Genomic DNA, 20,970 nt, shown 5'->3' on the forward strand with positions numbered 1-20,970 from the left:
AGGCGGAACGGAACTTGCTGTCCGATCCGGCCTGAAGGGGATCCAGAAGACGACATGACCGGCGAACTGACCGTTGATATCCGCGACATCGGCGAGCTGACGCCCGAGGACCGCGCGCAATGGTCGGCCTGGCAGGCGGCGGATCCCGATCTGGACAGCCCCTATTTCCGGGTGGAGTTCGCGGAGATTGCAGCGCGGATCGGCTTCGGCTGCAAGCTGGCGATCTTTCGGCGGGACGGGGTCCCGGCGGGCTACTTCCCCTATCAGCGGCGCGGCGGGACCGTGCTGCCGATCGCGGCGCCGATGAACGACTATCACGGCGTGATCGGCCCCAGGGACATCCGACCGTCCCTGTATGAGACGGCCTATCTGCTGGACGGGGCGCGGTTCAGCGTCAACGGGTGGGTGGGACTGGCGCCCGGGATCACGCCCAATGAAAGCTTCCGCACCACCATCCCGGACGAGGGCGGATACGACGCCTGGTACGCAGGGCGACGTGCGGCCTACGGCAAGTATTTCAAGGACAAGGAACGCGCGCGTCGCAGCATGGAGACCGAGTTCGGCGAGGTCCAGGTGCGGATGGGCGTCCGCGATCCGGTCATGCTGGACGAACTGATCCGGCTGAAGAGCGAGCAGTACCGGCGCACCAATCGCCATGACATCTTCGCCTGCGGCTGGACGCGCGAGCTGCTGCACGCCCTGATGGCGGCGGATCATCCCGACTTCGGGGCCTCCATGGCCGTGCTGACGGCGGGCGGCCAGGTGGCGGCGATCGAGTATTCGCTGCACGCCGGCAAGCGCTACCATTTCTGGTTCCCGGCCTATGTGCCGTCGCTGGCGCGCTGCTCGCCCGGCATCCTGCTGAGCATGGAGACGATCCGCATGGGGTCGGAGCAGGGATACCGGGACTTCGACTACGGCTTCGGCGGCGAGGCCTACAAGCGCTACTTCTGCGACACGGTGCAGCCGGTGGCGGAGGCCACGGTCTTCCGCCACGGCCTGTCGGAGACCATGGGCCGGGCCGCCGCCTCGCTGATGTCCCTGGCCGGCGAGGAGAGGGGGCGGCGACTGCGCCAGAGCGTGCGTCGCCGCTGGAACGTGATTGAAGCCTGCGAGCCGACGGCGACCGGTCGGCTGCGCGGCGTGGCCCAGGCGGCGAGCGCCGCCCTGGCCAAGGCCAACGGTCGCGCCAAGACGGCTTCCTGAGGAAGGGAACATCCATGTCTGAACGACGCACGCGTTATCCGGGCCCCATCGCCCAGGCGGGAACCATCCCGCACAGCCTGATCGAGCAGGGCTTCGCCGAGGACGAGGCCCTGGCGGGCGTGCTGGACCGCTATCCGGCCGAACTCTTCGACATCAACCTGTACGACTATGACGAGGAAGGTCAGGTCTCGCTGCGCACGGGCGCGCGGGGGCGGCTGAACGGCGCCGAACTGCTGGAAGCGATCAAGCAGGGCCGCCTGTGGGTCAATCTACGGGGGGTCGAGACGGGCTGGCCGGAACTGTGGGCCGCCGCCATGGCCGAGTTCCGCAAGGTGGAGACGGCCTATCCGGGCCTGAAGGCGGTGAAGAACGCCGGGCAGTTGATCCTGTCCTCGCCCAAGGCGCGGGTGCCCTATCATTTCGACGCGGCGGGGGTGGTGCTGTTCCACCTGCGCGGACGCAAGCGCATCTATGTCTATCCGGGCGACGAGGCCCATCTGCCTGAGCGGGCGATGGAGCAGGTGGTGTCGCGCCAGACGACGGAAGAACTGCCCTATACCCTGGCCTTCGAGAGCGACGCCCAGGTGATGGACCTGGAGCCGGGACAGGCCCTGACCTGGCCGCTGTATGCTCCGCACCGGGTGGAGAACCTGGACCGGTTCTGCGTCTCCCTGTCGATGGACTTCCAGACCTGGCCGTCGCGGTTCCGCAACGGCGCCCTCTACACCAACGCCGTGATGCGCAGCCGGGGCGGGGCGCCGCGCCAGACCGATTCCATGGGGCAGGCCGAGCTGGCGCTGCGCTGGGCGGCCTCATTGGGCTTGAAGCGGGCGGGCGCGCTGAAGAGCAAGATCGCCCACTATGAGCGGCAGTTCGAGCCGGAGGTCGGGGCGACCGACGGAGCGGGTGCGTTGAACAACTGACGGGGCGTGACGAAGCCCGGCGGTGCGAGGAAGGGAAGACCGTTTTCTTACAACGACTTCATGACCTCGATTTAAAATGACTTGAGACGGGCGCGGCGTCACCTTCCCCTCGAACCTTGGAGAGGGACCCCGCCATGAAGATCGCCGTTTACGCCGCCGCCTCCGCCGCCGTTCTGGTCGCCCTGGCCGCCGCCCAGCCCGCCTCGGCCCAGGACGCCGAGATCCGCCACGCCGTGGCGCGAGTCATCGTCATCCCCGAAGATCGCGCCGACATCGGCGTGGAGATCACGCAGGGTTCGGCCAACCTGCCGCAACTGCGCGTCGAGCGCCGGGGAAGCAAGGTGATGATCGACGGCGGCCTGGGCCGTCGCCGCAACCTGAACCCCTTCTCGGACAGCGGCATCCGCAACTGCAACAACGGCCCGGCCGACGCCCGTCAGCCCGGAGACGGCGCGACGATCGAGGTGCGGAGCGTGGGACGCATCCGCCTGGAGGACGCCCCCCTGATCGTGCTGCGTACGCCCCGGGACGTGGACGTCAACGCCGGCGACGGCGTCTTCGGCTCGGTCGGCCGCGGGGCGCGGTCCGTGGAACTGGGGGCGGGCGGCTGCGGCGGCTGGACGGTGGCCAATGTCGACGGGCGGCTGGAGATCAATGTCGGCGGTTCGGGTTCGGTGCGGGCGGGAACCTCGCGCAGCCTGGAGGCCAATGTCGGCGGATCCGGCTCCATCATCGCCGGAGCGACGGGTGCGCTGGACGCCGGCATCGGCGGTTCGGGCGATATCGTGGTGGCCCGCGCGGACGGAGCCGTCGACATCGCCATCGGCGGATCGGGCAGCGTGCGGGTGAGGGGCGGCTCGGCCACCTCGCTGGAGGTCGCGATCGGCGGTTCGGGCGACGTCCGCTTCGACGGAACGGCCGCCAGCCTGGATGCTTCTATCGCCGGCTCGGGCGACGTGCGGGTGCGTGAAGTGACCGGCCCGGTGTCGCGCGCCATCGTCGGATCGGGAGAAGTGCTGATCGGGCGCTGATCCACGAGGACAGCCCGATCAGGAGAAGGCCCGGGAGCGTGGAACCCCCCGGGCCTTTTTCCTGTCCGCCATCCGGGGAAGAGCGGCGAGCGCGTCATGTTGCGGCGGACATAGAAAAAGCCCCGGCGGATCGCTCCGCCGGGGCCTTCTCTTAGTACCGGTCGGGACCGGCGGCTCGATTAGAAGCCGCGGATCGCCGGGACGCCGGCCAGGGTGCGGCCGAGGTTGGCGCCGGCGCGGTCCAGCGACTGCAGGGTGCCGCCGAAGTTGTAGCGGGCGCCGATCATGAAGGTGTCGACATCCAGGTCTGTGTCGCTGATCGACGTGCGCTGGTACGAGCCGTAGACGCTGAACGGGCTGTTGGCGAACTGGTACTCGGCGCCGGCGCCGTAGTTCCAGGCGTCAGCGTCGTTCGAGTTGACCGACACGTTGTTGTACGACACGCCGGCGTTCAGGCGCAGCGACGGGTTGACGTAGTAGGCAGCGTCGCCGCCGAAGGTCCAGACGTCGGCGCCGTCCAGGTCCGTGTAGGCCACGACGCCCGTCAGGGTCGCCGAAGCCAGGTACTTCTGCACTTCGCCGCCGACCGAGAAGTAGTTCTCGCCGCCCAGGTCCGTGACGCCGACGAAGCCGCCGGCGCGCAGGTCGGAACCGAAGGTGCGGGTGGCGTGGACGGCCGCGGCGGCGGTCGTGTCGTCACCGATGTCGCTGTCCGAGTAGTTGACAGCGCCGTTCAGCGTGACGGTCCATTCCGGCGAAACCTTGAAGGCGCCGACGCCGTCCAGCACAGCGCCGTCCGACTTGAAGCCGTCAGCGTCGTTGTGGACGTAGCCGATGCCGGCCGAGCCGACAGCGTCTTGAGCGAAGGCGGGGGCGGCGATCAGGGTCGCGGCGGCGACCGAAGCGAGAAAGACGGTTTTCATTATCGTTGTCCTTTTTTCGTTTACCGAGACTCGCGTCCCGGTGACCCGACCGAGATAATGCGCCGTCGCCGGATTTGCCGTAACGAACTTGTCATCTTCAGGCGGTTTGGGGGCGATGTTGCCGACGGGTGACGCATTGAGGCACGATTGCGTCGTCAAGCGGGGCGGGAATGGGGCCGGCCCCTAACAGGGCTGTCATATGGCCTTGATCGCGCCTCAGGCGTTAAGAGGCGCGGGCTGATTCCGGCGGCGAGGACCGCCGTCGACGAAGAGGTCCGGCGGCCGTTCGTCCCACGCGCCATTCCGGATCGCCATATATATGGTGTCGCCGAACCACGGCGGGCGTCGGCGGGGCGATGAGTCCGAAACCCTTATGCGGCGGGCTTTCTGCGCTTGACGGAAACGGAATCGGCAGGCATAAGCGCCCCTCTTGTTGGACCGGCTGTGCGCTCTCGGGCGCAGACGCGGTTCGCAGGAACGACCTAAGTTACTGTTCTTTGCAGCTTCTTGGGAACTTACGGCCTTCGCGGGGGACTGCGGGGGCCAATCGTTTTTGCGGATTTGCGTTTCCTGGGGGCGTCGCCCCGAGGCTCTGGTCTTTGAAATGGTTCACAGGGACGCGGTTCCGACCGCTTGGGAATAACAACCGATATGGATCAAAGCATCCGCATCAGGCTCAAGGCCTTCGACCATCGCGTCCTCGACTTTTCGACGCGCGAGATCGTCAATACCGCCAAGCGCACCGGGGCGACCGTTCGTGGTCCGATCCCGCTGCCGACCCTGATCGAAAAGTTCACCGTGAACCGCTCGCCGCACGTCGACAAGAAGTCGCGTGAGCAGTTTGAAATCCGCACGCACAAGCGCGTGCTCGACATCATCGACCCCACCCCGCAGACCGTGGACGCGCTCATGAAGCTCGACCTGTCCGCCGGCGTGGACGTCGAGATCAAGATTTAAGAAAGAAAGAGGCGGGATCCGACATGCGCACGGGCGTGATCGCCAAGAAGCTGGGGATGACCCGCGTGTTCGCCGATGACGGCGCACACGTTCCGGTCACTGTCCTTCAGCTCGACGGCTGCCAAGTCGTCGGCCAACGAACCCAGGAGCGGGACGGCTACGTCGCCCTGCAGTTGGGCGCTGGCGTTAAGAAGGCCAAGAACACGGCCAAGGCTCAACGCGAAGTCTTCGCGAAGGCCGAGGTTGAACCTAAGGCCTATGTGACCGAGTTCCGCGTCGATGCGGAAGGTCTGCTGGATGTGGGCGCCGAGCTGTCGGCCGACCACTTCCTGGCCGGCCAGAAGGTCGACATCCAGGGCGAAACCATCGGTAAGGGTTTCGCCGGCGCCATGAAGCGCTGGAACTTCGGCGGTCTGCGCGCCACGCACGGCGTGTCGATCTCGCACCGCTCGCACGGCTCGACGGGTAACCGTCAGGACCCGGGCAAGACGTTCAAGGGCAAGAAGATGGCCGGCCACTACGGCCAGGAAGTCGTCACCCAGCAGAACCTGACCGTCGTCCGCGTGGACGCCGAGCGCGGCCTGATCCTGATCAAGGGCGCTGTCCCGGGTCACGACGGCAGCTACGTCAAGGTTCGCGACGCCATCAAGAAGACTCGTCCGGCCGACGCTCCCTTCCCGGGCGCCGTCAAGTCGACGAAGGCTGCTCAACCCGCCTCGACCCCGGCTGAAGAAGCCCCGGCCGTCGAAGCGACCGAAGGCGGTGAAGCGTAATGAAACTCTCGGTCATCAAACTCGACGGCAAGGCTGCTGGCGACGTTGAGCTGTCGGACGCCGTCTTCGGCATCGCCGACATCCGCGGCGACCTGCTGGCCCGCACCGTCAACTGGCAACTGGCCAAGCGCCGCGCCGGTACGCACAAGGTCCAGACCCGCAACGAGAATTCTCGTACGGGCAAGAAGATGTACAAGCAAAAGGGCACCGGCTCTGCTCGTCACGGTTCGCGCCGTGCGCCGCAGTTCGTCGGCGGCTCGCGCGCCTTCGGTCCGGTCGTTCGCGACCACGGCTTCTCGCTGCCGAAGAAGATCCGCGCCCTGGCTCTGCGTCACGCTCTCAGCTCGAAGGTCAAGGCCGGCGATCTGGTCGTGGTCGACAGCGTTTCGGTCAAGGAAGCCAAGACGGCCTCGCTGCGCGAGACCTTCGGCAAGCTCGGCTGGACCAAGGCCCTGATCATCGCGGGTCCGGAAGTCGACGCCAACTTCGGCCTGGCCGCCCGCAACATCCCGCACATCGACGTCCTGCCGAACGCCGGCCTGAACGTCTATGACATCCTGCGGGCCGACAAACTGGTGCTGACCAAGGCCGCCGTCGAGGCGATCGAGGCGCGCTTCGCTGAGAAGGAAGCCGCGTAATGGCCGCCGCTCAACCCACCGCCAAGCACTACGACACGATCCTGGCTCCGATCATCACGGAAAAAGCCACGATCCTGTCGGAGCAGAACAAGGTCGTCTTCCGCGTCGCCGGCACGGCGACCAAGGACGAGATCGCCGCTGCGGTCGAAAGCCTGTTCAAAGTCAACGTCCTCAAGGTCAACACCCTGGTTCAAAAGGGTAAGACCAAGCGCTTCCGTGGCATCCAGGGTCGTCGCGTGGACATCAAGAAAGCGATCGTGACGCTGGCTGACGGCCAGTCGATCGACGTCACGACGGGGCTCTAAGACGATGGCCTTGAAAACCTACAATCCGACGTCGCCGGGCCGCCGCGCCCTGGTTCTGGTCGACCGGTCCGAGCTCCACAAGGGCCGTCCCGAGAAGTCGCTCGTCGAAGGCCTGACCAAGTCGGGCGGTCGCGGGCAGGGCGGTCGCATCGCTGTTCGCTTCCGCGGCGGCGGCGCCAAGACCCTGTATCGCAAGATCGACTTCAAGCGTCGCAAATGGGACGTGGTGGGTACGGTCGAGCGTCTGGAATACGACCCGAACCGCACCGCCTTCATCGCCCTGGTGTCCTATCCGGACGGCGAGAAGACCTACATCATCGCGCCGCAACGCCTGAAGGCCGGGGACGTCATCGTCGCCGGTGAGAAGGTCGACGTGAAGCCGGGCAACGCCATGCCCCTGCGTTCGATGCCGGTCGGCACCATCATCCACAACGTGGAGATGAAGCCGGGCAAGGGCGCTCAGTTGGCCCGTTCGGCCGGCGCCTATGCTCAACTGGTCGGTCGCGATCAGGGCTACGCCCAGATCCGCCTCGGCTCGGGCGAGCTGCGCATGGTCATGGACTCGTGCATCGCCACCGTCGGCGCCGTGTCCAACCCCGACCACATGAACCAGAACCTGGGCAAGGCCGGTCGCAAGCGTCACATGGGCTGGCGTCCGCACGTTCGCGGCGTCGCCATGAACCCGATCGACCACCCGCATGGTGGTGGTGAAGGCCGTACCTCGGGCGGTCGTACCCCGGTTACGCCGTGGGGTAAGGACACCAAGGGCACCCGCACCCGCAAGAACAAGGCCACGGACAAGTTCATCATCCGTAGCCGTCACGTGAAGAAGGCTCGCTAAGAATGGCCCGCTCCTCCTGGAAAGGCCCGTTTGTCGACGGGTATCTGCTCAAGAAGGCCGACGCCGTTCAAACGTCGGGCCGCAAGGATGTGATCAAGACCTGGTCGCGTCGCTCCACCATCCTGCCGCAGTTCGTCGGCCTGACCTTCGGTGTCCACAACGGCCAGAAGCATGTGCCGGTGATGGTCAACGAAGACATGGTCGGCATGAAGTTCGGCGAGTTCGCCCCGACCCGGAACTTCCCGGGTCACGCGGCGGACAAGAAGGCCAAGAGGAAGTAATCCATGGCCCAGACCAAAAACGCCCGTCGCGTCGGGGCTACCGAAGCCCGCGCCAAGCTGGTCAATGTTCGCATCAGCCCGCAAAAGCTGAACCTGGTCGCCGCCTCGATCCGCGGTCTGCCGGTCCAGAAGGCGCTGAACGAGCTGGAATTCAGCCACAAGCGCATCGCCGGCGACGTCCGCAAGGTCCTGTACTCGGCGATCTCCAACGCCGAGAACAACCACAACCTCGACATCGACAACCTGTTCGTCGCCGAGGCCTTCGTGGGCAAGAACCTGGTGATGAAGCGCTTCGCGAGCCGTGCTCGCGGTCGCTCGTCGCGTATCCTGAAACCGTTCAGCGAGATCACCATCGTGGTCCGTGAAGCCGGCGAGGCCGCCTGATGGGTCAGAAAGTCAATCCGGTCGGGCTGCGGCTCGGCGTCAACCGCACGTGGGACAGCCGCTGGTTCGCCGGCGGCGCCGACTACGCCCGCCTGCTGCACCAGGACCTGAAGCTGCGCACGTGGCTCAAGGAACGCCTGGCCGCCGCCGGCGTGTCGCGCGTCATCATCGAGCGCCCGCACAAGAAGTGCCGCGTCACCATCTACGCCGCCCGTCCGGGCGTCGTGATCGGTAAGAAGGGCGCCGACATCGAGAAGCTCCGCAAGGACATCTCGGCTCGCACCGAAGGCGAAGTTCACCTGAACATCGTCGAAGTCCGCAAGCCGGAAACCGACGCGCAGCTGATCGCTGAAAACATCGCTCAGCAGCTGGAGCGCCGGATCGCCTTCCGTCGCGCCATGAAGCGTTCGATGCAGTCGGCCATGCGCCTCGGCGCCAAGGGCGTCCGCATCAACGTCTCGGGCCGTCTGGGCGGCGCCGAAATCGCTCGTATGGAGTGGTACCGCGAAGGTCGCGTGCCGCTGCACACCCTGCGCGCCGACATCGACTACGGCTTCTACGAAGCCAAGACGACCTACGGCATCATCGGCGTGAAGGTCTGGGTGTTTAAGGGTGAAGTGCTCGAGCACGACCCGATGGCCCAGGACAAGCGCTGGGCCCAGGAAGCTTCGGGTCCGTCGTCCAACGAAGGCCGTGAGCGCGGCCCCCGCGGTGATCGCGGTCCGCGCCGTGGTCGTGAGGGCTGATAGGCCATGTTGCAACCGAAAAAGACCAAGTACCGCAAGGCCTTCAAGGGCCGCATCCACGGTTCCGCCAAGGGCGGTTTCGCCCTGAACTTCGGTTCCTACGGCCTGAAGGCCATGGAGCCGGAACGCATCACCGCGCGTCAGATCGAAGCGGCTCGCCGCGCGATCACTCGCCAGATGAAGCGTCAGGGCCGCGTCTGGATCCGCGTCTTCCCCGACCTGCCCGTCACGGGCAAGCCGGCCGAAGTCCGGATGGGTAAGGGCAAGGGTGCGGTGGACTACTGGGCCGCTCGCGTGGCTCCGGGCCGCATCATGTTCGAAATCGACGGCGTGCCGGACGACGTGGCTCGCGAAGCCCTGCGCCTGGGCGCCGCCAAGCTGCCGATCCGGACCAAGGTGGTCACCCGCCTCGACGCCGGCGTCGCTCACCTTGAGGAAGCCGCCTGATGACCAAGATCGCTGATCTGCGGGCCCAAACCCCGGACCAACTGTCCGAAGAGCTGCTGAAGCTCAAGAAGGAACAGTTCAACCTGCGCTTCCAGGCCGCCACCGGCCAGATGGAAAAGACCCATCGGGTCTCGGAAGTGCGCAAGGACATCGCCCGTATTTCCACGCTTCTGCGTGCGAACCGCGCGGCGGGTTAAGGAAACACCTATGCCCAAACGTATTCTCGAAGGCGTGGTCGTGTCCGACAAGGGCGACAAGACCGTCGTTGTGAAGGTCGAGCGCACCCTGCTGCACCCGGTCCTGAAAAAGACGGTTCGTCTGTCCAAGAAGTACCACGCCCACGATGAGGCCAACGGCCTCAAAGTCGGCGACGTCGCGCGCATCGTCGAGTGCGCCCCCAAGTCCAAGCTGAAGCGTTGGGAAGTTCTTTCCAACGGTTCGGCTTCCTAAAGAAAAGGATCGGATCCCATGATCCAGATGCAAACTAACCTGGAGGTGGCCGATAACTCGGGCGCTCGCCGGGTCATGTGCATCAAGGTGCTCGGCGGCTCCAAGCGCCGCTACGCCTCGGTGGGCGACACGATCGTCGCCTCGGTGAAGGAAGCTATCCCGCGCGGCCGCGTGAAGAAGGGCGACGTCGTTCGCGCCATCGTCGTGCGCACCGCCAAGGACATCCAGCGCAAGGACGGCTCTGTCATTCGTTTCGACAAGTCGGCCGCCGTCATCGTCAACAAGCAGAACGAGCCCGTCGGCACGCGTATCTTCGGCCCGGTTCCGCGCGAACTGCGCGCCAAGAACCACATGAAGATCATCTCGCTGGCTCCGGAGGTCCTGTAACATGGCCGCCAAGATCAAGAAGGGCGACAAGGTCGTCGTCCTGACCGGCAAGGACAAGGGACGCACCGGCCAGGTGCTGAAGGTCCTGCCGACCGAAAACCGCGTCGTCGTGCAAGGCGTCAACATGGTTCAGCGCCACACGCGCCCGACCCAGGCTGACCCGCAAGGCGGCATCAAGAACAAGGAAGCCTCGCTTCACCTGTCGAACGTCGCGATCGCCGACGCCAACGGCAAGGCGAGCCGCGTCGGCTTCAAGGTCGAAGACGGCAAGAAGGTTCGCTTCGCCAAGACGACGGGAGACGTCATCTGATGGCCGACACCAAGTACACGCCTCGTCTGAAGACGGACTATGAGACCCGCATCCGCGGCGCTCTCAAGGAACAGTTCGGCTACACGAACGAGATGCAGATCCCCAAGCTGGACAAGATCGTCCTGAACATGGGCGTCGGCGAAGCCGTTGCGGACTCCAAGAAGGTCAATGCGGCCCTCAAGGACATGACCGCCATCGCCGGTCAGAAGGCCGTTCCGACCAAGGCTCGTAACTCCATCGCCGGCTTCAAGCTGCGCGAAGGCATGACCATCGGCGCCAAGGTCACTCTGCGCGGCGCCCAGATGTACGAGTTCCTGGACCGCTTCATCACGATCGCTCTGCCGCGCGTGAAGGACTTCCGGGGCCTGAAGGGCACTTCGTTCGACGGTCGCGGCAACTACGCCACGGGTCTGAAGGAACACATCGTGTTCCCCGAGATCAACTACGACCAGATCGATCAGATGTGGGGCATGGACATCGTCGTCTGCACCACGGCCAAGACCGATGAGGAAGCCAAGGCTCTCCTCACCGAGTTCAAGTTCCCGTTCATCAAGAACTGAGCGGGAAGGGAAGAGAACAATGGCTAAGAAAAGCGCCGTAAACCGCAACGAAGCCGTCAAGGCCCTGGTTGCGAAGTATGCCGCGAAGCGGGAAGCCCTGAAGGCTATCGCCAACGATGAGAGCCTGCCGCTGGAGGAGCGCTTCGACGCGCGCCTGAAGCTGGCGGCTCTGCCGCGTAACTCCGCGCCGACCCGCATTCGCAACCGTTGCGAAGTCACGGGCCGCCCGCGGGCTTACTACCGCAAGCTCAAGATGAGCCGTATCGCCCTGCGCGAACTCGGCAATCTGGGCCAGGTCCCCGGCCTGACGAAGTCGAGCTGGTAAGGGGAGCGAACAGACATGATGATCAACGATCCCCTGAGCGACATGATCGCTCGCATCAAGAACGCGGCGACCCGCAAGCGTTCCAAGGTGCTGACCCCCGCCTCGCGTCTGCGTCAGCGCGTCCTCGACGTGCTGCAGGACGAAGGCTACATCCGCGGCTATTCGCTGGTTCAGAACCCCGGTGAATTCCCGCAGTTCGAGATCGAGCTGAAGTACTTCGACGGCCAGCCGGTGATCGCCGAGATCGCCCGCGTGTCGAAGCCCGGCCGTCGCGTCTATTCGGCCATCGGCGATCTGAAGCCGGTCAAGAACGGCCTCGGCATCTCGATCCTTTCGACTTCGAAGGGCGTCATGTCCGACGCCGCCGCTCGCGACGCCAACGTCGGCGGCGAAGTCCTCTGCAGGGTCTACTGATATGTCTCGTATCGGCAAGAAAACCATCGCTGTGCCGAAGGGCGTGACTGTCACGCTCAACGGCCAGGACGTCACCGTGAAGGGTCCGAAGGGCGAACGCTCCTGGACCGTCGCCGAAGAAATCGAAGTCAAGCAGGAAGGCGACGAACTGTCGCTGACCCCGCGCCTGGACACCGCTCGCGCCCGCGCGATGTGGGGTCTGTCGCGCACCCTGGTCTCCAACATGGTGACCGGCGTGACCGACGGCTTCGACAAGACCTTGGAACTGGTCGGCGTGGGTTACCGCGCCGCCCTGAAGGGTCAGGCCCTGTCGCTGCAACTCGGCTTCTCGCATGAAGTCGACATCGCGCCGCCGGCCGGCATCACCTTCGCCGTGCCGAAGCAGACCGAGATCAAGATCTCGGGCAACGACAAGCAGGCCGTGGGCGAAATCGCCGCCGTCATCCGCAAGCTGCGTCCGCCGGAACCCTACAAGGGCAAGGGCGTGCGCTATCAGGGCGAAACCGTCCGGCGCAAGGAAGGCAAGAAGAAGTAAGTCATGGCACTTTCTCTGCAACAACAAGCCAAGCGTCGCGCCGAGCGCAACCGTCGTCGCCTCAAGGCTGTCGCCAACGGCCGCCTGCGTCTGTCGGTCTACCGTTCGGACAAGAACATCTCGGCCCAGATCATCGACGACGCCCAGGGCGTCACGGTGGCCGCCGCCTCGTCGCTGGAAGGCGGCAAGGGCTCCAAGGGTTCGGATGTCGCCGCTGCCGCCAAGATCGGCAAGCTCATCGCCGAGCGCGCCATCGAGAAGGGCGTCAAGGACGTCGTCTTCGACCGTGGCGGCTACATCTATCACGGCCGCGTCAAGGCGCTGGCGGAGGCCGCGCGCGAAGCCGGCCTGAACTTCTAAGGGATCGAGAAGCATGGCTCGTGAACCCCAACGCGGCGGCGGCGATCGCAACCGTCGCGACCGCAACGCTCCGGCGGCCGAGGCTCCGGAAAGCGACATCATCGAGAAGCTGGTGCACATCAACCGCGTCGCCGCCACGGTTAAGGGCGGTCGTCGTTTCTCGTTCGCGGCCCTGATGGTCGTCGGCGACGGCAAGGGCCGCGTCGGCTTCGGTCACGGCAAGGCGCGCGAAGTGCCGGAAGCCATCCGTAAGGCGACCGAAGAAGCCAAGAAGACGATGATCAAGGTTCCGCTGCGCGAGAACCGCACCCTGCACCACGACGGCAACGGCCGTTGGGGCGCCGGCAAGATCATGATGCGCGCTGCCCCTCCCGGCACCGGCGTCATCGCCGGCGGTCCGATGCGTGCGGTCCTCGAAACCCTCGGCGTCCAGGACGTCGTGGGCAAGTCGACCGGCTCGTCGAACCCCTACAACATGATCCGCGCGACCTTCGAAGCTCTGAAGGTTCAATCGTCGCCGCGTCAGGTTGCTTCGAAGCGTGGCAAGAAGGTCGCCGACCTGATGGGCCGCCGCAACGACGGCGCTTCGGCGCCTGAAGCTGTCGAGGGCTGATAGACATGGCCAAGAAAGACAAAGCCACCGTCACGCTCCGCCAGACGGGCAGCCCGATCCGCCGCACGGCCGATCAGCGCGCCACTCTGTCGGGCCTGGGTCTGAACCGCATCGGCCGCGAGTCGACGCTGGAAGACACCCCCTCGGTCCGTGGGATGATCGCCAAGGTCGCTCACCTGATCGAAGTGGTCGAAAAGTAAGTCGTTTCGCCCTCTCCCGTTCGCGGGGGAGGGCGTTTCGCACTAAAGAAGCATCTTGCGATGCAGCGAAGGGCCGCTTAGAAGCGGCCCTTCTGTTTTTCCAAACGCCGAGTCAGCGTCGTCCTCTGACGGCCTGGCGCTAGCACCCGAAAGGATCAGGCACATGAAGCTGAACGAAATTCGCGACAACGAAGGCGCTCACAAGAAGCGCATGCGCGTCGGCCGCGGCCCGGGCTCGGGCAAGGGCAAGACCGCCGGTCGCGGCGTCAAGGGTCAGAAGTCGCGCACCGGCGTCGCCATCGGCGGATTCGAAGGCGGCCAGATGCCCCTGTACATGCGTATGCCGAAGCGCGGCTTCAACAACCCGAACGCGCTGAAGCTGGCCGAAGTGAACCTGTGGCGTGTGCAAGAAGCCATCGACGCCGGCAAGCTGGACGCCAAGGCTGAGATCAACGGCGCCGCCCTGGTGGCCGCCGGCGTGATCCGTCGCGTCAAGGACGGCGTCCGCGTCCTGGGCGAAGGCGAGCTGAAGGCCAAGCTGAACCTGGTCGTCTGGTCGGCCTCGGCCGGCGCGATCAAGGCCATCGAAGCCGCCGGCGGTTCGGTCGAGCAACAGCGCATCGCCGCTGAAGCCAAGGCCGCCGCTCGCGTCGAGAAGCGCAACGCCGCCAAGGGCAAGGCTCCGGCTCCGAAGGCTCCGCTGGGCGACGCCAACAAGATCTCGGCCCGCGCCAAGCGCGCTGCGGCCAAGGCCTAAATCGATATCGTCATCCTGTGCGGGCGTCGCTGACGCGGCGCTCGCCGGGATTGTCCGCATCGGGATGACGAAAATCATGAAAGCGGCCCTCGCAAGACGGCCGCTTTCCGCCTATCTGACGACGGGCATAGTCGTGGGGACCGCCTAATGGCTTCGGCCGCTGAACAACTCGCCGCCAATATGAACATGGGCTCGTTCGCGAAAGCGACCGAGCTGCACAAACGCCTGCTGTTCACGCTGGGCGCGCTGCTGGTCTACCGGATCGGCACCTATGTTCCGATTCCGGGCATCAATTCCGAGGCCTTCCTGGCCTTCTTCCAGAACCCGGACGGCCAGCGCGGCATCCTGGACATGTTCAACATGTTCTCGGGCGGCGCCGTCGAGCGGATGGCCGTCTTCGCGTTGAACGTGATGCCGTACATCTCGGCCTCGATCATCGTCCAACTGATGGGCGCGGTCTATCCGCCGTGGGAGAAGCTGAAGAAGGAAGGCGGCGAAAGCGGCCGCAAGCAGCTGAACCAGTACACCCGTTACCTGACGGTCTTCCTGGCCCTGGCCCAGTCCTTCGGCATCGCCGCGGGCCTGAACGCCCAGGCCGGCCTGATCGACCAGCCGGGGATCTTCTTCATCATCTCGACGGTCACCACCCTGACCGGCGGCACCATGTTCCTGATGTGGCTGGGCGAGCAGGTGACGGCGCGCGGCGTCGGCAACGGCATCTCCCTGATCATCTTTGCGGGCATCGTGGCGGTTCTGCCGTCGACGGTGGCGCGTCTGCTGGGCTTGGCCCAGCAGGGTCAGATGTCGGCCTTCATCCTCTTCTTCATCGCCATCCTGGCCGTCGTGACGATCGTCTTCATCGTCTTCATGGAACGCGCCCAGCGCCGCCTGCTGATCCAGTATCCGAAGCGCCAGGAAGGCAACCGCATGACGGGCGGGGAGCGCAGCTTCCTGCCGCTGAAGGTGAACACCGCTGGCGTCATCCCGGCCATCTTCGCCTCGTCGCTGCTGATGCTGCCGACCACGGTGGCCCAGTTCACGGCCAACGCCAACCTGCCCGAGTGGCTGAGCTGGCTGCCCCTGGTCACGGCCCAACTGACGCACGGCCAGCCGGTGTTCATGATCCTGTACGCCGTCCTGATCGTCTTCTTCTGCTTCTTCTACACCTCGATCACCTTCAACCCCGAGGACACGGCCGAGAACCTGCGCAAGTACGGCGGCTTCCTGCCGGGCATCCGTCCGGGCAAGCGCACGGCCGAGTACCTGGACTACGTCCTGACGCGCCTGACCGTGATCGGCGCCGCCTACATCACCGCCGTCTGCCTGCTGCCCGAGTTCCTGGTCAGCCAACTGGGCAACAGCCTGTACTTTGGCGGAACGTCTATCTTGATCGTGGTCTCGGTGACGATGGACACTGTGGCCCAGATTCAGTCCCAACTGCTGGCGCACCAGTATGAGGGACTGATCAAGAAGGCCAAGCTGCGCGGACGCGGCCGGGGCGGTCCCGCCGCCCCCGCACGCCGCTGATGATCGGGTAGGGGAGCCCGCATAATGAATCTGATCCTGTTCGGGCCGCCCGCGGCCGGCAAGGGCACGCAAGCCAAGCGCCTGGTCGAGGAGCGGGGCATGGTCCAGCTTTCGACCGGCGACATGCTTCGCGCGGCCATCGCCTCGGGCTCGGAACTGGGCCTGAAGGTCAAGGACGTGCTGGCGCGCGGCGACCTCGTCACCGACGAGATCGTCATCGCCCTGATCGAAGCCCGCCTGCCGGAGGCCGAGGCCGCCGGCGGCGCCATCTTCGACGGCTTCCCCCGCACGGTGGCCCAGGCCGAGGCCCTGGACGCCATGCTGGCCAAGCGCGGCGCCCAGATCGACAGCGTGGTCCGTCTGAAGGTGGACGACGCCGCCCTGACCGACCGGATCGGCAAGCGTTTCGCCGAGCAGGGCCGTCCGGACGACAATCCCGAGACCTTCAAGGACCGTCTGGCCGTCTACAACCGCCAGACCGCCCCGCTGCTTCCCTATTATGAAGCCCAGGGCAAGCTGACCGAGATTGACGGCATGGGCGACATCGCCACGGTCGCCGCCGCCATCGACGGCGCCCTGGCCTGATCGGTCGAGCGTCGATCTGAAGCAAGATTGTCGGCCCGGGTGCGGAATCGCATCCGGGCCGATTTCGTTCTAGGGCACTTGAAACGCAGGTTCGGGCGTTGATGGATCGGATCTCGTTTCGACCGGAGCCTTCATGAGCCGCAGCCCGTCCCGCAATCTCCGTTTCGCCCGACTGGCGGCGGCGGTCGGCGTGTCGACCGGAGCCTTCATGAGCCGCAGCCCGTCCCGCAATCTCCGTTTCGCCCGACTGGCGGCGGCGGTCGGCGTGGGCGCAGGGCATCTGGCGCTCTTCTTCCTGCTGGGGCGGCTCCAGCCCGAACACGACAGTCCGGACGTCATGCAGCCGATCGAGGTGGAGTTGGTCCGGCCGTCGCCCGTTCCGCCGCCCGTCGCGCCGCCTCGTGCCGAATCTCAGCCTGTTAAGGCTGCGGGGGGAGGGGCGCCCGCCGCGCCCTCCGTGGTGCGGACGCCGCCGTTGAAGCGGCCGCGTCCGGCGGAGATCACGGCGCCGCCCACGCCTGCGCCGGAGCAATCCCTGATCGTGGGGGCGGCCGCCGCGAGCGATCCGACGCCCGGCCTGGGCCAGGGCGGGCAGGGGACCGGAACGGGGGGCGGCGTCGGCGCAGGTTCCGGACCGGGCGTCGGGGACGGCCCGCCGCGCCTGCTGCAGGGGCCGACGCGAGGACAGTTGCGCGACCTTCATCCGCGCGAGGCCTTTCGGCGGCGCCTGGGCGGGCGGGCGACCCTGGTGTGCCGGGTGCGGCTGGATACGCGCCTGGAAGCCTGTCGCGTGACGGAGGAGACGCCGCCGGGGCTGGGCTTCGGGCAGGCGGCCCTGGCGGCCTCGGCTCATTTCCGGTTCCGGCCGCCGACACGTGATGGGCGCCCGGTCGCGGGAGCGGAGGTCACGGTCGGGGTCGATTTCGGACCCTGACGAAAGGGCCGGCGAAGGGACCGCGGCGAACGCCGAAACGCGGCCTGCGTTGACGTAGCCAGAATCCTATGTATAAGGGCCGCTTCCGCGAAGGGCGCACACGTTCCAGGTCTGTTGACCGGAGCGGTTTCTGCGTCTGTTGAAGCGTATCTGGAGATTCTCGTGGCCCGTATCGCAGGCGTCAACATCCCGACCAACAAGCGCGTCGAAATCGCGCTTCAGTACATCCATGGCATCGGCGCGCACGTCGCCAAGGAAATCACCGAGAAGGTCGGCATCGAGCCTGCTCGCCGCGTGAACCAACTGACGGACGCCGAGATCCTGCAGATCCGTGAAGCCATCGACCGCGACTACACCGTGGAAGGCGACCTGCGTCGCGAGACCTCGATGAACATCAAGCGTCTGATGGACCTGGCTTGCTACCGCGGCCTGCGTCACCGCAAGGGCCTGCCGGTCCGCGGCCAGCGCACGCACACCAACGCCCGCACCCGCAAGGGTCCGGCCAAGCCGATCGCCGGCAAGAAGAAGTAAGAGAAAGAGCTGACCGATGGCTAAGGAACCGGGTCGCGTTAAGCGCCGCGAACGCAAGAACATCACGTCGGGCGTCGCCCACGTGAACGCCTCTTTCAACAACACCATGATCACGATCACGGACGCTCAGGGGAACGCGATTTCCTGGTCGTCGGCCGGTCACATGGGCTTCAAGGGTTCGCGCAAGTCGACCCCGTTCGCCGCCCAGATGGCTGCCGAAGACGCCGGCAAGAAGGCTGCGGAACACGGCGTGAAGACGCTGGAAGTGAACGTCTCGGGTCCGGGTTCGGGCCGTGAGTCGGCTCTGCGCGCCCTGCAGGCCGTCGGCATGACGATCACGACCATCCGCGACGTCACTCCGATGCCGCACAATGGTTGCCGTCCGCCCAAGCGCCGCCGCGTCTAAGCGAACCGCCTACCCCTTTTCCCGCTGGCTCCATCTGTCCTGAACGTGAGGACACGGAGCCGGCGAAACCCGTTCGAGGGACTCTATGATCGAAAGAAACTGGCAAGAGCTGATCCGTCCCGAGAAGCCGCAAGTCGAGGCCGGCTCCGACCCGCTGCGCAAGGCGCGCCTGGTCGCTGAGCCCCTCGAGCGCGGTTTCGGCGTGACGCTCGGCAACGCGCTTCGTCGCGTTCTGCTGTCCTCGCTCCAAGGCGCGGCGGTCACGGCCATCCAGATCGACGGCGTCGTTCATGAATTCTCGTCGCTGGAAGGCGTGCGCGAAGACGTGGTCGACATCGTGCTGAACATCAAGCAACTGGCGCTGCGCATGCACGCCGAAGGTCCGAAGCGCATGACCCTGCGCGCCACGGGCCCCGGCCCCGTGACCGCTGGTCAGATCGAAACCCCGGCCGACATCGAGGTTCTGAACCCCGATCACGTCATCTGCACCCTGGACGACGGCGCCTCGGTCCGCATGGAACTGACCGTGCAGAACGGCAAGGGCTATGTCGCCGCCGAGCACAACCGTCCGGAAGACGCGCCGATCGGCCTGATCGCCGTCGACGCCCTGTATTCGCCGGTCAAGCGCGTCGCCTATCGCGTCGAGCCGACCCGTCAGGGCCAGTCGATGGATTACGACAAGCTGATCCTGGAAGTCGAAACCAACGGCGCGGTCTCGCCGGTCGACGCGGTGGCCTACGCCGCCCGTATCCTGCAAGACCAGCTGCAGATCTTCATCACCTTCGACGAGCCCACCAAGGCGGTCGAGGCCTCGGACGGCAAGCCTGACCTGCCGTTCAACCCGGCCCTGCTGAAGAAGGTCGACGAACTGGAACTGTCGGTCCGCTCGGCCAACTGCCTGAAGAACGACAACATCGTCTACATCGGCGACCTGATCCAGAAGACCGAGGGCGAAATGCTTCGCACCCCGAACTTCGGCCGCAAGTCGCTGAACGAGATCAAGGAAGTTCTCGCGACGATGGGCCTGTCGCTCGGCATGGACGTGCCGAACTGGCCGCCCGAAAACATCGAAGATCTGGCCAAGAAGTTCGACGACCAGATCTGATCATCAACCCTCCGCCCAGCGCCCTTCGGGGCGCGGATGGGGCGGTTAGAATGAAAAGGCCCCAGGTCCCGCCCCTTTAGTTCAAGGCCGGAAACCAGGGTTGAGTAGGAGAGACCCCGATGCGCCACGGCGCCGCCTATCGTAAGCTCGGCCGCACGGTCAGCCACCGCCAGGCCATGTTCGCCAACATGGCTGCCTCGCTGATCAAGCACGAGCAGATCACCACCACCCTGCCGAAGGCGAAGGAACTGCGTCCCTTCGTCGAGAAGCTGGTCACGCTCGCCAAGCGCGGCGACCTGCACGCCCGTCGTCAGGCCATCAGCGCCGTTCGCGACGTGCCGCAAGTCGGCAAGCTGTTCGAAACGCTCGGCCCGCGCTACGCCGAACGTTCGGGCGGTTACATCCGCATCATGAAGGCCGGCTTCCGCCACGGCGACAACGCCGCCATGGCCGTGATCGAGTTCGTCGATCGCGACGTCGACGCCAAGGGCCAGGACTCGGGTCCGGTCTTCGCCATCGAAGGCGACGAGGCCTGATCGGCTTCACCGGTTTCGGTGTATGACAAAGGGGCGGCGGGTTTCAGACCCGCCGCCCTTTTTGCTTCTGGGGGCGGTCATGGACGATGAAATCCGGATGCTGGCGGGGCGGTCCGTGCTGGTCTGCGCCGAGGACGGCCCGGTGATCGCCGGCGAGGCGGACGCCCTGGACCTGATGAGCCGTCTGTGGGGGCTGGAGGGGCAGGAGGTCGAGTGGGTCGCCGTGCCGGTCGGGCGCCTGTCCGACGCCTTCTTGGACCTGAAGACGGGCCTGCTGGGCGCCGTGGTGCAGAAGTTCGTCAACTATCGGCTGCGTCTGGCCGTGGTGGGGGACGTGACGGCCCAGGTCGCGGCGAGCAAGGCGCTGCGGGACTATGTCCACGAGGCGAACCTGGGCGCCCATGTCCGGTTCGCGCCGAATCTGGCGGAACTGGAGCTCGGCCTGACGGACAAGCGGCGCAGTTGACGCATTGTCAGCGGCCGGGCGCGACGCGATACAGGCGTCATGACCCAGTTCCATGACCAGATCGTCGCCTATACGCCCGCTCACCGTGAAGCCTGGAAGACGCTGAACGAGGAATGGCTGGTCGCCGACGGCTTCGTGCTTGAGGAAAAGGACCACCGCACCCTGGGCGATCCGGAGGGCGAGATCCTGTCCAAGGGCGGGCGCATCTTCTTCGCGGAAAGGGACGGCGCGGCGGTCGGCTGCTGCGGCCTGATCGCCATGGCGGACGGCGGCTATGAGGTCACCAAGATGACCATCCGGCCCGAGGCGCGGGGCGGGGGCCTGGCCATCCGCCTGCTGGAGGCCTGTGAGGCGGCGGCGCGGGCGGAAGGGGCGCACCGCCTGTATCTGGAGACCAATTCGGCCTTGGCGCCGGCCCTGGCCCTCTACGCCCGCTTCGGCTTCGTCCACCTGCCCCCGCGTGAGACGCCCTATGCGCGCGCCGACGTGTGGATGGAGAAGCGGCTGTAGAGGC

The 20,970-nt window shown here is 65.9% G+C and carries 34 protein-coding genes; 33 read left to right on the forward strand and 1 reads right to left on the reverse strand.

What is annotated here, in order from left to right:
• The first annotated feature begins 54 nt into the window (after positions 1–54).
• From ABIE19_RS04845 to ABIE19_RS04855, 3 genes are all read left to right on the forward strand, one after another.
• Positions 55–1,206 carry a GNAT family N-acetyltransferase gene (locus ABIE19_RS04845; protein ID WP_354087994.1) on the forward strand — a complete coding sequence of 384 codons (1,152 nt, stop codon included), beginning with the start codon at positions 55–57 and terminating at the stop codon, positions 1,204–1,206.
• Between the two features lie 14 nt (positions 1,207–1,220).
• Positions 1,221–2,129 carry a cupin-like domain-containing protein gene (locus ABIE19_RS04850; RefSeq protein ID WP_354087995.1) on the forward strand — a complete coding sequence of 303 codons (909 nt, stop codon included), beginning with the start codon at positions 1,221–1,223 and terminating at the stop codon, positions 2,127–2,129.
• Positions 2,130–2,263: 134 nt separating this feature from the next.
• Positions 2,264–3,160, forward strand: coding sequence for a GIN domain-containing protein (locus ABIE19_RS04855; protein ID WP_354087996.1), 897 nt, complete (start codon positions 2,264–2,266; stop codon positions 3,158–3,160).
• Between the two features lie 179 nt (positions 3,161–3,339).
• Here the strand turns inward: ABIE19_RS04855 and ABIE19_RS04860 are convergent, their stop codons facing one another.
• Complete coding sequence (locus ABIE19_RS04860; RefSeq protein ID WP_354087997.1) at positions 3,340–4,083, reverse strand: outer membrane beta-barrel protein; 744 nt, start codon at positions 4,081–4,083, stop codon at positions 3,340–3,342.
• 651 nt (positions 4,084–4,734) lie between these two features.
• On the opposite strand from ABIE19_RS04860, the gene rpsJ reads away from it, so the two are divergent.
• From rpsJ to ABIE19_RS05010, 30 genes are all read left to right on the forward strand, one after another.
• Positions 4,735–5,040, forward strand: coding sequence for a 30S ribosomal protein S10 (rpsJ, locus tag ABIE19_RS04865; RefSeq protein ID WP_105563630.1), 306 nt, complete (start codon positions 4,735–4,737; stop codon positions 5,038–5,040).
• A gap of 23 nt (positions 5,041–5,063) precedes the next feature.
• Complete coding sequence (gene rplC / locus ABIE19_RS04870) at positions 5,064–5,813, forward strand: 50S ribosomal protein L3 (RefSeq protein WP_354087998.1); 750 nt, start codon at positions 5,064–5,066, stop codon at positions 5,811–5,813.
• Positions 5,813–6,451 carry a 50S ribosomal protein L4 gene (gene rplD, locus ABIE19_RS04875; protein ID WP_354087999.1) on the forward strand — a complete coding sequence of 213 codons (639 nt, stop codon included), beginning with the start codon at positions 5,813–5,815 and terminating at the stop codon, positions 6,449–6,451. Before rplC ends, rplD begins: the two co-directional genes overlap by 1 nt.
• Positions 6,451–6,756, forward strand: a complete 306-nt coding sequence (locus ABIE19_RS04880; RefSeq protein ID WP_354088000.1) for a 50S ribosomal protein L23 — start codon at positions 6,451–6,453, stop codon at positions 6,754–6,756. The genes rplD and ABIE19_RS04880 overlap by 1 nt, the downstream gene beginning before the upstream one ends.
• A 4-nt stretch (positions 6,757–6,760) precedes the next feature.
• Positions 6,761–7,597 carry a 50S ribosomal protein L2 gene (gene rplB / locus ABIE19_RS04885; protein WP_354088001.1) on the forward strand — a complete coding sequence of 279 codons (837 nt, stop codon included), beginning with the start codon at positions 6,761–6,763 and terminating at the stop codon, positions 7,595–7,597.
• A gap of 2 nt (positions 7,598–7,599) precedes the next feature.
• The gene (gene rpsS / locus ABIE19_RS04890) at positions 7,600–7,878 is read left to right on the forward strand and encodes a 30S ribosomal protein S19 (protein WP_184272436.1); all 279 of its coding nucleotides are present in this window, start codon (positions 7,600–7,602) and stop codon (positions 7,876–7,878) included.
• Positions 7,879–7,881: 3 nt separating this feature from the next.
• Entirely contained in the window at positions 7,882–8,262 is a 381-nt protein-coding gene (gene rplV / locus ABIE19_RS04895) for a 50S ribosomal protein L22 (protein ID WP_354088002.1), read from the forward strand.
• A complete protein-coding gene (gene rpsC / locus ABIE19_RS04900; protein ID WP_354088003.1) occupies positions 8,262–9,008 on the forward strand; it encodes a 30S ribosomal protein S3 in 747 nt (248 codons plus the stop codon). Before rplV ends, rpsC begins: the two co-directional genes overlap by 1 nt.
• Positions 9,009–9,014: 6 nt before the next feature.
• A complete protein-coding gene (rplP, locus tag ABIE19_RS04905; protein ID WP_354088004.1) occupies positions 9,015–9,455 on the forward strand; it encodes a 50S ribosomal protein L16 in 441 nt (146 codons plus the stop codon).
• Positions 9,455–9,652, forward strand: coding sequence for a 50S ribosomal protein L29 (gene rpmC, locus ABIE19_RS04910; RefSeq protein WP_354088005.1), 198 nt, complete (start codon positions 9,455–9,457; stop codon positions 9,650–9,652). The genes rplP and rpmC overlap by 1 nt, the downstream gene beginning before the upstream one ends.
• Positions 9,653–9,662: 10 nt before the next feature.
• Positions 9,663–9,905, forward strand: a complete 243-nt coding sequence (rpsQ, locus tag ABIE19_RS04915; RefSeq protein ID WP_181543515.1) for a 30S ribosomal protein S17 — start codon at positions 9,663–9,665, stop codon at positions 9,903–9,905.
• Between the two features lie 18 nt (positions 9,906–9,923).
• Positions 9,924–10,292, forward strand: coding sequence for a 50S ribosomal protein L14 (gene rplN, locus ABIE19_RS04920; RefSeq protein WP_021698481.1), 369 nt, complete (start codon positions 9,924–9,926; stop codon positions 10,290–10,292).
• Position 10,293: 1 nt separating this feature from the next.
• Positions 10,294–10,602: a 50S ribosomal protein L24 gene (gene rplX, locus ABIE19_RS04925; RefSeq protein ID WP_354088006.1), complete on the forward strand. Its 309-nt coding sequence runs from the start codon at positions 10,294–10,296 to the stop codon at positions 10,600–10,602.
• Positions 10,602–11,162, forward strand: coding sequence for a 50S ribosomal protein L5 (gene rplE, locus ABIE19_RS04930; RefSeq protein WP_354088007.1), 561 nt, complete (start codon positions 10,602–10,604; stop codon positions 11,160–11,162). Before rplX ends, rplE begins: the two co-directional genes overlap by 1 nt.
• Before the next feature lie 19 nt (positions 11,163–11,181).
• Positions 11,182–11,487 carry a 30S ribosomal protein S14 gene (gene rpsN, locus ABIE19_RS04935; RefSeq protein WP_354088008.1) on the forward strand — a complete coding sequence of 102 codons (306 nt, stop codon included), beginning with the start codon at positions 11,182–11,184 and terminating at the stop codon, positions 11,485–11,487.
• 15 nt (positions 11,488–11,502) lie between these two features.
• Positions 11,503–11,901 (forward strand): 30S ribosomal protein S8, encoded by a 399-nt coding sequence (gene rpsH, locus ABIE19_RS04940; RefSeq protein WP_292088333.1) that lies wholly within the window; start codon positions 11,503–11,505, stop codon positions 11,899–11,901.
• A gap of 1 nt (position 11,902) precedes the next feature.
• Positions 11,903–12,436, forward strand: a complete 534-nt coding sequence (gene rplF, locus ABIE19_RS04945) for a 50S ribosomal protein L6 (protein ID WP_354088009.1) — start codon at positions 11,903–11,905, stop codon at positions 12,434–12,436.
• A gap of 3 nt (positions 12,437–12,439) precedes the next feature.
• Complete coding sequence (rplR, locus tag ABIE19_RS04950) at positions 12,440–12,796, forward strand: 50S ribosomal protein L18 (RefSeq protein ID WP_354088010.1); 357 nt, start codon at positions 12,440–12,442, stop codon at positions 12,794–12,796.
• 13 nt (positions 12,797–12,809) lie between these two features.
• On the forward strand, positions 12,810–13,409 hold the full coding sequence (rpsE, locus tag ABIE19_RS04955) for a 30S ribosomal protein S5 (protein ID WP_354088011.1): 600 nt from the start codon (positions 12,810–12,812) through the stop codon (positions 13,407–13,409).
• A 5-nt stretch (positions 13,410–13,414) separates the two neighbouring features.
• Positions 13,415–13,609, forward strand: a complete 195-nt coding sequence (gene rpmD / locus ABIE19_RS04960; protein WP_354088012.1) for a 50S ribosomal protein L30 — start codon at positions 13,415–13,417, stop codon at positions 13,607–13,609.
• Between the two features lie 163 nt (positions 13,610–13,772).
• The gene (gene rplO / locus ABIE19_RS04965; RefSeq protein WP_435521131.1) at positions 13,773–14,366 is read left to right on the forward strand and encodes a 50S ribosomal protein L15; all 594 of its coding nucleotides are present in this window, start codon (positions 13,773–13,775) and stop codon (positions 14,364–14,366) included.
• 147 nt (positions 14,367–14,513) lie between these two features.
• On the forward strand, positions 14,514–15,893 hold the full coding sequence (secY, locus tag ABIE19_RS04970) for a preprotein translocase subunit SecY (protein ID WP_354088013.1): 1,380 nt from the start codon (positions 14,514–14,516) through the stop codon (positions 15,891–15,893).
• A gap of 24 nt (positions 15,894–15,917) precedes the next feature.
• Positions 15,918–16,478, forward strand: a complete 561-nt coding sequence (locus tag ABIE19_RS04975; protein WP_354088014.1) for an adenylate kinase — start codon at positions 15,918–15,920, stop codon at positions 16,476–16,478.
• 133 nt (positions 16,479–16,611) lie between these two features.
• The gene (locus ABIE19_RS04980; protein ID WP_354088015.1) at positions 16,612–17,412 is read left to right on the forward strand and encodes an energy transducer TonB; all 801 of its coding nucleotides are present in this window, start codon (positions 16,612–16,614) and stop codon (positions 17,410–17,412) included.
• A gap of 162 nt (positions 17,413–17,574) precedes the next feature.
• Entirely contained in the window at positions 17,575–17,943 is a 369-nt protein-coding gene (gene rpsM / locus ABIE19_RS04985; RefSeq protein WP_354088016.1) for a 30S ribosomal protein S13, read from the forward strand.
• A gap of 16 nt (positions 17,944–17,959) precedes the next feature.
• The gene (gene rpsK, locus ABIE19_RS04990) at positions 17,960–18,349 is read left to right on the forward strand and encodes a 30S ribosomal protein S11 (protein ID WP_354088017.1); all 390 of its coding nucleotides are present in this window, start codon (positions 17,960–17,962) and stop codon (positions 18,347–18,349) included.
• An 85-nt stretch (positions 18,350–18,434) separates the two neighbouring features.
• Positions 18,435–19,454 (forward strand): DNA-directed RNA polymerase subunit alpha, encoded by a 1,020-nt coding sequence (locus ABIE19_RS04995; RefSeq protein WP_354088018.1) that lies wholly within the window; start codon positions 18,435–18,437, stop codon positions 19,452–19,454.
• 119 nt (positions 19,455–19,573) lie between these two features.
• Positions 19,574–19,990, forward strand: a complete 417-nt coding sequence (gene rplQ / locus ABIE19_RS05000; RefSeq protein ID WP_354088019.1) for a 50S ribosomal protein L17 — start codon at positions 19,574–19,576, stop codon at positions 19,988–19,990.
• 79 nt (positions 19,991–20,069) lie between these two features.
• Entirely contained in the window at positions 20,070–20,456 is a 387-nt protein-coding gene (locus tag ABIE19_RS05005; protein ID WP_354088020.1) for a DUF4180 domain-containing protein, read from the forward strand.
• Positions 20,457–20,495: 39 nt separating this feature from the next.
• Entirely contained in the window at positions 20,496–20,966 is a 471-nt protein-coding gene (locus tag ABIE19_RS05010; protein WP_354088021.1) for a GNAT family N-acetyltransferase, read from the forward strand.
• The last annotated feature ends 4 nt before the right edge of the window (positions 20,967–20,970 follow it).

This window comes from Brevundimonas faecalis (genome assembly GCF_040549405.1).
Classification (GTDB): Bacteria; Pseudomonadota; Alphaproteobacteria; order Caulobacterales; family Caulobacteraceae; genus Brevundimonas; species Brevundimonas faecalis.